Origin of the sequence: Synechococcus sp. PROS-U-1, from assembly GCF_014279755.1 — a bacterium.
Taxonomy (GTDB): domain Bacteria; phylum Cyanobacteriota; class Cyanobacteriia; order PCC-6307; family Cyanobiaceae; genus Parasynechococcus.
In genome coordinates this window covers 1,562,999-1,576,246 of sequence record NZ_CP047951.1, presented here as the reverse complement: position 1 = coordinate 1,576,246, position 13,248 = coordinate 1,562,999, and the positions used below count along the sequence as shown (strand labels likewise).

Sequence of the window (13,248 nt, the reverse complement as noted above, 5' to 3'; positions counted from 1 at the left end):
GATCCGGCCAACGACTGCCTCGACATGGCCAGCCTCGGCGTCAATATTGACCACATCGCCAACATTCGTGAAGCAAGGCGAACCGTGGAACCCGATCCGGTCTCGATGGTTCTCCTCGCCGAACTCGGTGGGGCCGATGGGATCACCGTGCACTTGAGGGAAGACCGACGCCACATTCAGGATCGGGATGTGGAGTTGCTCAGGCAAACCGTGCGCTCCAGGCTCAATCTGGAAATGGCCGCCACGGAGGAGATGGTGGCGATTGCGCTGCGGATCAAGCCCGACATGGTCACCCTTGTGCCGGAACGGCGTGAGGAGGTCACCACCGAGGGAGGCCTTGATGTGGCAGGACAACAAAACGCTCTGCGGGGTTTGGTTCAAACTCTTCAGGCCGCCAAGATTCCTGTGAGTCTGTTTGTGGATCCTGAGTCCACTCAGCTCGAGGCCTGCAGAAATACGGGTGCCTGCTGGGTGGAATTGCACACGGGACGGTATGCCGATGCCGACTGGACCACCCAGCCGCAGGAGTTGGCGCGGTTGCAGCAAGGGACGCTCATCGCGCGGCAGCTGGGTTTACGGGTCAACGCCGGCCATGGCCTGACATATCAGAACGTTGAGCCCATCGCGGCCATTCCTGGGATGGAGGAACTCAACATCGGACACACCATCGTGGCGCGTTCCGTGGCCGTCGGACTGCAACAGGCTGTGCGCGATATGAAGGTCTTGGTTCAGAATCCCCGCCTTGATCCCCTTTTCGGACAGGCGCCCGGATGACCACTTATCACTTCGTTGCAGCCAGCGAGCGCTTCCTCACTGTGGAGGAGCCGCTGGAGGAAGTGCTGCGGGAGCGCCAACGCAATTACACCGAAACAGGCAAGACCATCGACTTCTGGTTGGTGCGGCAACCGGCATTTCTTGCTGCTCCAGAGTTGGCTGAGCTCAAGGCGACCATCCCTCAGCCTGCTGCTGCTGTGGTGTCCACCGATCCCACCTTCATCACCTTTCTCAAACTCCGTCTCGAATACGTGGTTGTCGGGTCGTTCGAGGCACCGTCTGAGGTGATTCCCGATGCCCTTGCCAGTGCCGTCTGATGAATCCCAGTTCCCTCCCTGTTCAGCAGCGCATCGCACTTCTGGTGAAGGCCCTCGATGGTGCTGAAAAAACCAACAAGGCCTTGGCGACCTGTGCCGATGGCGACGCGATGGTGGACATCCTCCTGGGAGCTTCGGCCAAGCTTGGGTTAAGGCTGACCCGTCGCGATCTCACCGAGACCCCGCCAATTCGCGATTGGATCTGGTTCAAGAACAACGACCCTCTGGTCACCATCGGTGATGCCAAGCCCCGTTATCGACGTGAGACTCCGGAAACAGCAAAGTTGGAGCCGACACAACAGCAGGAGCGCAAGCGTTTTCTCGGTTTGTTTTGATCTGCTTTCTGGATCTTTGGGGGTGTCTGGCTGAGGATCAGAATTGGTGCATCTCCATGTTGTTTCCTTGAGCCTGAGCACACGCCGGCACTGGGTGATTGGAGATGTGCATGGCTGCCATCGGTCTCTTCTCAACCTTCTCGCATTACTCCCGCCTAATGACCATCTGGTGTTCTGCGGTGATGTGATCAACCGTGGCCAGACCATTCCCGCAACGATGGATCTGGTCTGGGATCTGATCCAGGCTGGTCGTGCCACGTGGCTGCGCGGGAACCATGAGCAAGACCTCATCGAGGCCTTGGAGAACCAGGCTCCTGCACCATCCCAGGATGACTTGAATCAGCACGCCACCTATGGCCAGCTGGGTGATGACAGCGCGAGGCAGTGGTTGCCGCGCCTGCAACAGCTTCCGCTGCTTTATCGCGGTGAAGGTTGGTGCGCCACCCATGCCGGGTTCAACGCTGATGGCCAGCCGGATCTGTCCATTCGTGGCCCGTTCTGGGAGGCCTATGACGGTCGTTTTGGCCTTGTTGTTGTAGGCCACACGCCCCGTCCCCAGGTGGAACGCCTCGGCTCCATCGTCCTGATCGATACCGGGGCGGTCTACGGCGGTTGTCTTTCGGCCTATTGCCCGGAAACCGATGCGGTTGTTCAGGTTGAGGGGGCTGCAACCGAAGCAGCCTTTCCCCGTCCTTCGGATCTCAACCGGAGATCGTCTGTGCTGGCCGGAGATGCAGGCCCTTGCTGACGGTTTACCGAAGCAACAGGGCTGAATTTCTGGCTCGTTTGCTGTCGCGTCAGTTGATCGAGCAGCAGCCGGGTCCCTTGGAGACGGTGGAGGTGATGGTCAACACCTGGCCCACCAGCCGATGGTTGGGGGAACAGCTGGCCACGGCCAATGGCATCAGTTCCCTGGTGCGTTTCCCGTTTCCTGGAAGTCGTTTGCGGCAGCTGGTGCGCCAGGTGCTCCATCTCCCGGCACAGGAGGACGATCCTTGGCGGGCGGGCCAGCTGGTGTGGGCTGTGCTGGAGCTGCTGCCTGAGCTGTTGGAGCAGCCGGTCGCCCAGCCGCTTCGGGTCTGGCTGGCCCAGCGTGAGGGAACCGCTTCGGGGTTAACGCGGGATCGCTGGCAGTTGGCACGGTCGATTGCCGATGCCATGGACGATTACGCCCTGTACAGGCCGGATCAACTGGAGCAATGGAAACGGCCGCGGCCTGACGACGACTGGCAAGCCGTGCTCTGGAGACTGTTGGCCGAACGGCTGCCCCGGGCTCCCTTTGGTCTGCAGGTGCGTGAGGCCGTCGATCGTCTCCGTCGTGGAGATGTGGATCCGGCCGTGTTGCCGAAGCGGTTGCGGCTGTTCGGCATCAGCGCTCTGGCACCGGTGCAGGTGGATCTGATTCAGGCCTTGTCTGGGCTGTTGGAGGTGGAGATCTACCTGCTGACGCCTTGTCCGGACCTCTGGCAGCGCTGCGGCAGCCGGCGCGCCTCGCTTGGAGATGACTGGCTGCTCCCGCCCGATGGGAGCTGGTTGGTGGAGGCACCTCGCTTGGAGGCTGTGCTTGGCCGGATGGGTGCTGAATTCCAGCAGTTGCTGGAAGGCTCCGGTGAAGCGCAGCTGGGGGAGCGACGCGAGGGGGATCTTTTTGCAGGCTCTCTGCAGATCGCCATGGCGGAAGAGCGTCAGCCCACCCTGCTCGATCAGCTTCAGCAGCAGTTGGTGGATGCCGAGAACACCTCCGAGCTGAGCCGTTCCTCCGACGACCAGTCGCTGTTGTTTCAGGCGGCACCGGGGCCTTGGCGGGAGGTGCAACTGGTGCGTGATCGCATCCTGCAGTGGCTGGCAGCCGATCCCGAGCTCGCGCCACGCGACGTGCTGGTGATGACGCCGCAGATTGAGCGCTATGCACCATTGCTTAGCTCCGTGTTCAACGACACGGCGGCCATCGGTGTCGATTTGCCCTGGCGCCTCACCGACCGCAGCCAGCAAAGCAGTCCGGGCTTGTCGATGGCGATGTTCACGCTGCTGGAGCTGGCGGCCACGCGCCTCACCGCCACGGGTTTGGAACGTCTTCTGGCCAACCCAGCCCTTCAGGGCCAGCAGGGACTCACCGCCGAGGAGGCGGTGCTGATCACCCAAACTCTGCAACGCAGCGGTTTTCGCTGGGGTTTGGATGGCCGGGAGCGCGGCGGTGATGAGGTGCACAGCCTGCGCTGGTGTCTTGACCGCTGGCTGCTTGGGCTAGTGCTGCCGGTAGAGCCCGGTCTAGCTCCGGCAGGGGCGGCACCGTTCCAGCAGGAGCTGGACCCCGATCGCCTGGTGCGTTGGTGGAGTCTTTTGGATCGTCTGGCGCGGATGCTCGATCGCCTGCGCCAGCCCCGGCCATGCCATGGCTGGGTGCAGCTGCTGCAGTCCCTGTTGCAGGAGCTGTTCGCCGATGGCGGGGCCTGGACCGACGAGTTGCAGAGTTGGGCGGGTGCCCTGGAGGAGTGGCGGCTGCGGGCGGACGATTGCCCCTTGGACCTCGATGCTGCCGTGGCGCTGGAGGTGCTGCAGGAGGCGTTGTCGGTGGACAGCGGTCGCTTCGGTCACCGCAGTGGAGCCCTCACCATCAGCGCCCTGGAGCCGATGCGGGCGATTCCCCACAAGGTGGTTGTCTTGATGGGACTCGACAGCACTGACTTTCCTCGCCCGAGCCGGCGTCCGGGCTTTCATCTGCTGGAGCAGCAACGGCGCCTGGGGGATCCCCGCAGCAGCGACCAGGATCGCTACGTGCTGCTGGAGGCCTTGATGTCTGCACGCCGTCATCTGCTGATCAGTTGGTGTGGACGGCTGGAGCGCACGGGTGAGCCTCAGCCGCCAGCGGCGCCCGTGGAGCAGTGGCTTTCAGTTCTGCAAGATCAGTTGCGTCGGGCGAGCGCATCCACGGACGGGTTGTTGATCACGCCTGCTGCCAATCCCCTGTCCCGAGAGAACTTCAGGCCCGAGGCGCCGCTGAGTTGTGATCGACGCCAGTTGGAGGCCAGGCGCTGTCTTGATCGAGGCCCAGCATTGGCCCAGGACTCTTTTGGGCTGGCCTGGCCATCGCTTTGGCGACAACCGCTCGCCGAAGACGAGGCCATCAACCGGGATGATGTTGGTTCTGCTCTGGACCCTGAAGCGTTGCTGGCCTGGATGCAGCAGCCCCAGAAGGCCTGGTTGCAGGCGCGAGGGTTACGGCCTGGTGAGGGCATTGAGGCTGTGGAGGATCTCGAAGCCCTCGAGCTGGACGGTTTGCAGCGCTATCTGCTTCTCAATCACGAGCTTGAGGAGCACTTCATTCTTGGATCGGCTCCGGATTGGACGGCGTCGTTAGCGGGCCAGGGCGTGCTTCCTGCGGGGGCCGGTGCTTCCCTGGAACAGGAGGATCTGCAGCAGCGTTGGCAGGCCCTGCAACGCCAGCTGGCATCGCTCGGCCCGTGCCGCCGGGAAGTGACTTGTCTTGCAGGCCAGCCGATGCCATTGCTCTTCGCTGGTGATACCCAAGTGGTGGTCCAGCCCGGCATGCTCACCGCCGCGGCGGTGATGCGCGGCTGGCTGCAGCATCTGTTGCTTTGCGCCGAGGGGCGGCCTCCTGCCGCCGGTTCAGCGGTGGTGGCTCGCAGCAAACGGGTTGCCGGAGCCGAGGTGCACCTTCGCTGGGCTGTGTTGATGGAGGCTGAAGCACAGGATCATCTGCATCAGCTGTATCACCTGGCGGAACAGGGGCGGGTGCAGTGCTGGCCGGTCCCCCCGAAGAGCGGCTGGGAGATGGTGGTCAAAGACCGGCGCAAACCGGGGGCGGGGGAGCAGGACTTCCGCAAGGTCTGGCAGGACGAAGGGGCAACCCCGGTGATGCAGCTCTGCTTCGGTACGGAGATCGCCGCGGAGCAACTCATGGATCAGGACGGATTCCAAGAGGCGTGCCAGCTGCTTTACGGGCCCCTTCTGGCACAGCTTCGCTAAGCGAACAGCTCGTCCAACATTTCGCCCATGCGTTCGTTGGAGATCACGACGGGATCCCCCGCCTGACGGCGGAAGAAATAGGCCCGGTGTTCCTGGCCGACGCTTTCGACAGCGGCGGCCTTGCGCACCAGCAGCTGAGCCAATTTCTGACGACGTTCAGGAGACACAACAGGCAGGTGGCTCAACACAACCTGTGGTGCTGCTGGCACCACATCGGCGCAAGCCACAGTTCTCTCAAGGGTTGGGTTGCATCCCTTCATGCAGCCAAAAAAAAGCGAGGGTTCTTCAGGCCCCCGCTCAGGTCGTCTTCTGTTCTGGGGTGTGACAACACCCAGTCCAGTTCGCAGCTTTCGCCGGCTGCTTCATGGAAGTTAACACTGGTTTCGAGGCCGGAGCCGATCAGACTCCATCCATGGCTCAGCGCTTCGATGCCAACACCTATCCCCTCGGCCCTGGGATCCGCCTGCTTGAGGCCAGCGCTGGCACCGGCAAAACCTTTGCTTTGGCGCATCTCTGCCTGCGGCTGATCACGGAGGCCGACCACGCCCTCGAGGCCTTGTTGGTGGTGACCTTCACCGATGCAGCGGCCGAAGAGCTGCGTTCCCGCATCGGCCAGCGGCTGCAACAGGCGTTGCAGGGACTCGAACAGCTGGAGCAGGGCCTAGAGCCTTCCGCCCCAGACCCCGTTCTGGCGGAGTGGCTGGCGGGTTCTGAAGACGTCGTTCCTCGTCAGACCTGGATACGGCGGTTGCTGGTGGCCCTTGAGCAGCTGGACCGGGCCGACATCACCACCATCCACGGCTTTTGCCGCCGCAGTCTTCGCCGTCTGGCCCTGAACAACGCTGCGGCGATGGAGCCTCAGCTGGACACCGACGCCACCGCGCTCCAATCCGAGGTTGTGCAGGACCTCTGGCAACAGGAACTGCACAGCCTGCCTCCGGATCAGTTCAAGGTGTTGCGTCAACGCGGCCTCTCGCCTCAGACCTTGCGCAGAGGGCTGGCGCAACTCGATGGCGAACAGCAGCCGCGGTTCCGGGCCACTGATGGGGCGATCGATCTGGACCAGTCCCTCGCCCCACAGCTGGAGCACTGGCTGGCGCAGCTCTGGGATGACTTCGTGCCGCTCTGGCAGCGGGACCATGCCGCCCTGGATGCCGGGTTCCGTCAGGCGGCCGAGCAGTGGAAAGCCCAGGGCTGTGGGGCCACCACCCCTTACTCCGCCAAGCCCAAAAGCGATCGTTGCGCGCAGATCATCCAGTGGCTGAATGGGCAGACCGCGGTGCCATCGCTGCTGGAGATTGCAGCCCATGAGAAGCCGCTGAAGGAATACTTCCACCCCGGCAGTTGGTGCAAGGTCGCGCGCAAGTGCGGCGAGACCGACCCCAGCCTGGTGACGCCGGCCCTGCAGGCTGCTGTTGCGGCGCTCTGGGATGCACCGATCGAGCGCACCTGGCAGTACCTGCTGGAACGGGGCTTGCGGGAGCTGGACCGCCGCCGTCGCCGCCGCGGTGTGATCACCTTTGGCGGCTTGTTGGCCGCCATGGACCCCGGCGATGGCGGCGTTGCCTGGCTTGCGCCCCTGCAACAGCGCTACCGGGCTGTGATGGTGGATGAGTTCCAGGACACAGACCCAGTGCAGTGGCGCCTGTTGCAGCGCGCCTTTGGTGGTGGTGAACGCCACCTGCTGCTGATGGTCGGGGATCCCAAGCAGGCGATCTACCGCTTCCGTGGTGGTGATCTGGCGACTTACATGGCAGCGCGGGATCAGGTGGAGCGGATCGATCACCTGCTCGACAACTTCCGCACAACGGCACCGCTGATGGAGGGGTTGAACCGGTTGATGGCTCCGGGTCTCCCCCGATCTGAACTGCCGGTGCCCGCGGTGCAGCCCCGCAGCTCCGCCACCCCACCCCAGGACGCCCCGGCACTGCAACTGCTGCTGCTGTCCACCGAGGCGACCTCCAGCCGCAGTGCCCTGGAGGAAGAGTTGCCCCAGCGGCTCGCCGCGATGGTGCTGGAGCAATTGCAGCAACGGGAGGACCTCAATCCCTCTGACCTGTGTGTGCTGGTGAGTCGCCATCAACAGGCGGAAGACCTGCGCCGGGCCCTGGGAAGCTGTGGGCTCCCCACCCGCCTGGTGACGCAGGGGGACGTGCTCGACAGCGAAGCCGCCCTGCTGTTGCAGTGGTTTCTCGATGCCCTGGCGGAACCGGGCGATGACGCACGTCTGCGCTTGCTGGCCTGCTCGGGGCTGATGAACATCGCGCCCGATGCCCTGGAGCCGGCCCTGCTGGATCATCTGGCTCTGCAGTTGCGTGGTTTGGCTGAAGCGATGCCGCGGCTGGGCCTGCTCGGGGCCCTGGCCGATCTGCTGAAGGGAGAACAGATGGCGGGGCTGTCGGAACGGGGCAGGATGCTGGGGGATCTGCAGCAGGCGGCGCGGCTGGTGCAGGAGGCGATGCACCGCCAGGGATTGGATGTGGCCACTGCGGCGGATTGGTTGCGCCGGGAGCGGTTGCACCCCAGCCAGCCGGTGCCGGAGGCCCGCCAGCCCCATAGCGATCAGGCCGACAGCGCCATCGCTGTGGTCACCGTCCACCGCAGCAAGGGTTTGGAATATCCGGTGGTGATCTGCCCCTACCTCTGGCAGTCCCCCCCAGCCGTGTCCGGTCCGCTCTGGCGTGACCCCCGCTCCGGGGAGTGTCTCGTGCGGGTGGATGTTCACTGGGGGGAGGGCTGGCAGGCGGCGCAACAGGCGCAGCAGGAGGCCATGGCCGAGGCCGAACGGCTGGCCTATGTCGCGGTGACCCGAGCCCAATCCCAGTTGATCCTGATCTGGGCCAGGGCCAACGGCCAGGAGGGCTCGCCTTTGCCCGCCTGGCTTTTTGGTGCAGAGGCGGCTGGGGACGCGATCGACAGCCTCACCGATGAGCGGCTGAGCGATGCCCTGGCATCGCGAAAGGTTTCGATCAGCATTGATGGTCTGGTTGAGAGCCTGCCCAGCGGCAAGCGTTGGCGGCCTCCGCTGGTGGCGGAGCCGTTGGCCCTTGGTTCGATCCCCAAGCGCATCGACCGGAGTTGGGGCCGGGCCAGCTACTCGGCCTGGATTGCTTCCTCCGACGACATTCAGCTCCATGAATTGGGGCGCGATCGCGATCCAGGGGCTGAGGAAGCCGTATCGGCTGCAGCGGAACCTCAGTGGTCCGAGACGGGGCCGTTGGCGGCCTTCCCCCGTGGGGCCGCGGCGGGGGACTGCCTGCATCGGATCCTCGAACGCTTTCCCTTCACCGCTGCTGAGGCGCCTGAATCCAGCGGCCGACTGGAGCTGATCGACGCTGAGTTGCGGCGGTCTGGCCTCGATTCAGGCTTGCAGAACGATGTGATGTCGGGCTTGGAGCAGGTGCTTCAGACGCCCCTGGGTGGACCTTTGGGTGCGTTGTCGCTGGATCAGCTGGGGCCGGATCAGCGCCTGCCTGAACTGAGCTTCGATCTGCCTGTGCACCATGTGCGCACCGCCGATTTGGTCGCCGCCTTTGCCTGTGATGCGCAGGCTCGGTTCGGTGCGTCCTACAGCCCTGCCTTGTCGTCGTTATCGATTAACAGCCGCGGTTTTCTGACGGGGTCGATTGATCTGGTGTTTCAGGACCCCCAGCACAAGCGCTGGTGGGTCCTCGACTGGAAGAGCAACTGGATCGGTGAGCGGCGCACCGGTGCTGAGCCGGGCTTATGCGGCCCCCTCCACTATTCCCAGGACGCAATGGAGGATCAGATGCTGCATCACCACTACCCCCTCCAGGCGCATCTCTATCTGGTGGCCTTGCATCGACATCTGCGTTGGCGGCTGCCGGACTACTCCCCGGAGCGTCATCTGGGGGGGTACGTCTACTGCTTTCTGCGGGGAATGCCCGGACCGGTGGATGCATCGCTAAGTGGCGCTGTCGGCCCTGGTCGCATCGTCGAATCCGTGCCCATCAACCGCATCACAGCGCTTGATCGTGCCCTGGCTGAGGTGCCGGCGTGACGGAGCCGCGGCCGCAGGGAACCAGCGGATGGCCCTCCAGCTTCCCGGCCGGCCTCCATGCCGCCTTGCGGCGCCGGATTCCGCCCCAGGTCGAGGACCCGGAGTTGGAGGAGCTCAGTCGTGACCTTGTCCTGGCCTTGGAGCAGGGGGAGTTGACGGTGGCGCTGACGCCAGGACGTTTGGCCGTCGCTGAAGCCAGCGGCTGGCTGGAGGGGGAGTTTTCTCCCCTGCTGCGTCAGGGCGACCGCCTGGGCTGGCGGCGATGGTTGCAGGCCATGGAGCAGGTGGTGGCTGAGCTGGTGGAGCGGGCTCATGCTCCCTGCCCCGCGCCCGTCAAGGATGCCGAGCCAGGCCTGTCGGGTCGCCTCAATGCTGAACAGGGCGCTGCTGTGCTTGCTCTTGATCAGGCGTCTGTGGTGCTGCTCAGCGGTGGCCCTGGCACGGGCAAAACCAGCACGGTGGTGGAGATTCTGGCCCGGGCGGAAGCCCGCCATCCCGGCCTGCGCATCGGTTTGGCCGCTCCCACGGGCAAGGCGGCCCGGCGCCTCGGGGAGGCGGTTCTGGCCCAGCGAGCCCCGTTGCCCTGCAGCACGCTCCACCGCTGGCTGGAGGCCGGCAGCCGTGGATTCGGCAGACACCATCAGCGCCCCTTGGAGCTGGACCTTTTGGTGATCGACGAAATGTCCATGCTGGATCTGGCCTTGAGCCAGGCCTTGCTGGAGGCCTTGCCCCGCGCTTGTCGGCTGGTGCTGGTGGGGGATCCAGCCCAGCTGCCACCGGTGGGAAGTGGGGCGGTCTGGCATCGGCTTCAGCAACCCGAGGTGCGCGGCCGTTTCGGTGCCGGTGCGGTGCATCTGGAGCGCACCTACCGCAACCGTGGTGCTCTGGCCCGGGTGGCGCAGCACCTGCGCCAGGGGGATCTGACGGCATTTGCAGCGGATCTGGCTGCCTTGCCCGAGCAGGCCAATCTCCAGGCGCATCCCAGCCCCTTGCGCCGTTTTCCGGCGTTGGTGCGTGAGCGTTGGCTGCAGCGCCTCAAGCGATTGCAGGAGCTGGCTGGTGACCTCGACCGCTGCCCTGATCAGGAGTTGATGGCGGTGTCCCGGCCGTTGTTCGAGGTCCTTGCGCAGGATCTGTTGCTGTGTCCTCGCCGTCGAGGACCCTGGAGTCTGGATGATGTTCACCGCACGCTTCTGGGTGCCAGTGCCGCGGACAAGGTCGAGCGCTGGCCCGTCGGCTTGCCGGTGATCTGTGGCAGCAATCAACCGGAACTCGGTTTGGCCAATGGCGATCTGGGTGTCGTCATCGGTGTTGGTTCGGAACGACGTTTGCTGTTTCAGGTGGTGGATGCTGATGGCCAGGTGGAGGTGCGCCGACTCCATCCAGCTCGTTTGCGGCGCTTGGAGCCTGCGGTCGCCCTCACCATCCATCGGGCCCAGGGCAGCGAGGCGGATCGGGTGATCGTGCTGTGGCCTGATCCCCTGGAAGATGGCCCTGCAGCTGAGAATCAACGCCGATTGCTTTACACCGCCATCACCCGTGCCCGTGTCAGCCTTGACCTGGTGACAGTGATCTGATGCAGGTGAGCTGATGCGTGTTGAGCGTCCCTGGGGCTGGTACGAAACGTTGACCCAGGGGGAGAACTATTTGGTGAAGCGGCTGCTTGTGCGGTCCGGGCAGCAGTTATCCCTGCAGCGGCATCGTTATCGAAGTGAAAGTTGGACGGTGGTGTCTGGGACAGGTGCTCTGCTCTGCGGCGATCACTGGCATCCTGCGAGCTCGGGCGTCATGCTCTCCATCCCCTGCGGCGCTGTGCATCGCGCCCGTGCAAACGGCGCTGATCTACTGATCTTGGAGGTTCAGCATGGAGAGGATCTGCGGGAAGACGACATCGAACGCCTGCAGGATGATTACGGCCGGGTGATAAATTGAATTTCAACCTTTGAAGCGTAGGCAACACAACCAGAGCGCAACTGTTTCGGTTGCAGGGAGGTTGTGAGCCTGATTTCAGAGTTCAATCAGGCGAAGCCACCTTTATGACTGAACAGCAACAGCAGCGCGACGATTCCGCCTGCGCAGTCGATCTTTCTGCATCGGCGCTTCCGGAATCAGAACCGAATGCTGAGGTGTTCACCACCACAATCACGCCGTCTGAACCGGAGTCCGGTTTTGCTGGTTTTGGCTTCAGCGAAGCCATGATGCGCACGCTGGCGGACAAGGGATACAGCGAACCGTCCCCAATCCAGAAGGCAGCATTCCCCGAGCTGATGCTGGGCCGTGATCTGGTGGGACAAGCCCAGACCGGCACCGGCAAAACAGCAGCGTTTGCGTTGCCGTTGCTCGAGCGTCTGGAGAGCGGCCAAAAAACACCCCAGGCTCTTGTGCTCGCCCCCACACGGGAGCTGGCGATGCAGGTGGCCGATTCCTTCAAGGCCTATTCCGCCGGCCATCCCCATCTGAAGGTGCTGGCGGTCTATGGCGGCACGGACTTCCGCTCTCAGATCAGTGCCCTCAGGCGCGGGGTTGATGTGGTGGTGGGCACCCCCGGACGGGTGATGGATCACATGCGCCAGGGCACCCTCGACACGAGTGGTCTGCGCAGCCTTGTGCTCGATGAAGCGGACGAAATGCTCCGCATGGGCTTCATCGATGATGTGGAGTGGATTCTCGATCAGTTGCCTGAGCAGAGGCAGGTGGTGCTGTTCTCGGCGACGATGCCTCCGGAGATCCGTCGCTTGTCCAAGCGTTATCTCAAGGACCCTGCGGAGGTGACGATCCGCACCAAGGATCAGGAGGGCAAGCGGATCCGCCAGCGCTCGATCACGGTGCCGATGCCGCACAAGCTCGAAGCCCTGCAGCGGACTCTGGATGCCTGTGGTGGTGAGGGTGTGATCATCTTTGCTCGCACCAAGGCCATCACACTGACCGTGGCCGAAACGCTCGAGGCTGGTGGCCATCAAGTGGCGGTGCTCAACGGCGACGTTCCGCAGAACCAGCGGGAGCGCACGGTGGAGCGGCTGCGCAGTGGATCGGTCGACATCCTTGTGGCCACGGACGTTGCAGCCAGGGGTCTCGATGTGGAGCGGATTGGTCTGGTGATCAATTACGACATGCCGTTCGACAGCGAGGCCTATGTGCACCGCATCGGTCGGACGGGCCGGGCCGGTCGGACCGGAGAAGCCGTTCTGTTTGTGACTCCACGGGAACGACGCTTCATTCGCAACCTCGAGCGGGCCACCGGTCAGCCGATCGAAGCGATGGAGGTGCCCGGTAATACGGCCATCAACCAGGGACGTCTGGACCGGTTGCGCAAGCGCTTGAGTGATGCGGCCCAGGCGGAACGCCCCGATGCCGATGAAGGGGCCTTGCTCAAGGAACTAATGCAGCGGGTGGCCACCGAACTGGAATTGAGTCCCGAGCAACTGGCCATGGCGGCTCTCAATCTGGCGATTGGTCCTGACCCGCTTCTGCGTAAAGGGGATGACAACTGGATTCAGAACACCCGACGCGACGACCGCGACCGCAGCTCAGGAGACCGCCGTGAGCGGCGCGACCGTCCGGCCCGTGCCCCCGAAGAGAACATGCAGCGCTACCGGGTTGAGGTGGGCCACCGCGATCGGGTGAAGCCTGGGAATCTGGTCGGGGCCATTGCTGGCGAGACCGGTCTGCAGGGGCGGTTGATTGGTCGCATCCAGATCTTCGACAACCACAGCCTGGTGGATCTGCCCAAGGGCATGCCCGAGGACGTGTTCAACAATCTGCGCCGTTTGCGGGTGATGAACCGCGAACTGCAGATCACTCAGGCCTCTTGATG

The 13,248-nt window shown here is 63.9% G+C and carries 10 protein-coding genes; 9 read left to right on the top strand and 1 reads right to left on the bottom strand.

Translation table 11 applies throughout. The annotated features are described in order from the left end of the window. Positions 1–24 precede the first annotated feature (24 nt). The 5 genes from SynPROSU1_RS08685 to SynPROSU1_RS08665 all read left to right on the top strand — a co-directional run bounded on the left by SynPROSU1_RS08685 (position 25) and on the right by SynPROSU1_RS08665 (position 5,413). Positions 25–774, top strand: coding sequence for a pyridoxine 5'-phosphate synthase (locus SynPROSU1_RS08685; protein WP_186570156.1), 750 nt, complete (start codon positions 25–27; stop codon positions 772–774). Continuing rightward, positions 771–1,091 (top strand): MgPME-cyclase complex family protein, encoded by a 321-nt coding sequence (locus SynPROSU1_RS08680; RefSeq protein ID WP_186570155.1) that lies wholly within the window; start codon positions 771–773, stop codon positions 1,089–1,091. Before SynPROSU1_RS08685 ends, SynPROSU1_RS08680 begins: the two co-directional genes overlap by 4 nt. Next, positions 1,091–1,426, top strand: a complete 336-nt coding sequence (locus SynPROSU1_RS08675; protein ID WP_186570154.1) for a hypothetical protein — start codon at positions 1,091–1,093, stop codon at positions 1,424–1,426. Before SynPROSU1_RS08680 ends, SynPROSU1_RS08675 begins: the two co-directional genes overlap by 1 nt. 67 nt (positions 1,427–1,493) lie before the next feature. Continuing rightward, positions 1,494–2,174, top strand: coding sequence for a metallophosphoesterase (locus SynPROSU1_RS08670; RefSeq protein ID WP_186570153.1), 681 nt, complete (start codon positions 1,494–1,496; stop codon positions 2,172–2,174). Next, positions 2,168–5,413 carry an exodeoxyribonuclease V subunit gamma gene (locus tag SynPROSU1_RS08665; protein WP_186570152.1) on the top strand — a complete coding sequence of 1,082 codons (3,246 nt, stop codon included), beginning with the start codon at positions 2,168–2,170 and terminating at the stop codon, positions 5,411–5,413. Before SynPROSU1_RS08670 ends, SynPROSU1_RS08665 begins: the two co-directional genes overlap by 7 nt. Here SynPROSU1_RS08665 and SynPROSU1_RS08660 read toward each other — a convergent pair. Further along, on the bottom strand, positions 5,410–5,640 hold the full coding sequence (locus tag SynPROSU1_RS08660; protein WP_186572431.1) for a hypothetical protein: 231 nt from the start codon (positions 5,638–5,640) through the stop codon (positions 5,410–5,412). The genes SynPROSU1_RS08665 and SynPROSU1_RS08660 overlap by 4 nt on opposite strands. Positions 5,641–5,777: 137 nt before the next feature. Here SynPROSU1_RS08660 and SynPROSU1_RS08655 point away from each other — a divergent pair, with 137 nt between their 5' ends. From SynPROSU1_RS08655 to SynPROSU1_RS08640, 4 genes are all read left to right on the top strand, one after another. Then, complete coding sequence (locus SynPROSU1_RS08655; protein ID WP_255444582.1) at positions 5,778–9,434, top strand: UvrD-helicase domain-containing protein; 3,657 nt, start codon at positions 5,778–5,780, stop codon at positions 9,432–9,434. Beyond that, the gene (locus SynPROSU1_RS08650; RefSeq protein WP_186570151.1) at positions 9,431–11,011 is read left to right on the top strand and encodes an ATP-dependent RecD-like DNA helicase; all 1,581 of its coding nucleotides are present in this window, start codon (positions 9,431–9,433) and stop codon (positions 11,009–11,011) included. The genes SynPROSU1_RS08655 and SynPROSU1_RS08650 overlap by 4 nt, the downstream gene beginning before the upstream one ends. Positions 11,012–11,024: 13 nt before the next feature. Then, positions 11,025–11,366 (top strand): phosphomannose isomerase type II C-terminal cupin domain, encoded by a 342-nt coding sequence (locus SynPROSU1_RS08645; protein ID WP_186570150.1) that lies wholly within the window; start codon positions 11,025–11,027, stop codon positions 11,364–11,366. A 104-nt stretch (positions 11,367–11,470) separates the two neighbouring features. Then, positions 11,471–13,246: a DEAD/DEAH box helicase gene (locus tag SynPROSU1_RS08640; RefSeq protein ID WP_186570149.1), complete on the top strand. Its 1,776-nt coding sequence runs from the start codon at positions 11,471–11,473 to the stop codon at positions 13,244–13,246. Positions 13,247–13,248: the final 2 nt, after the last annotated feature.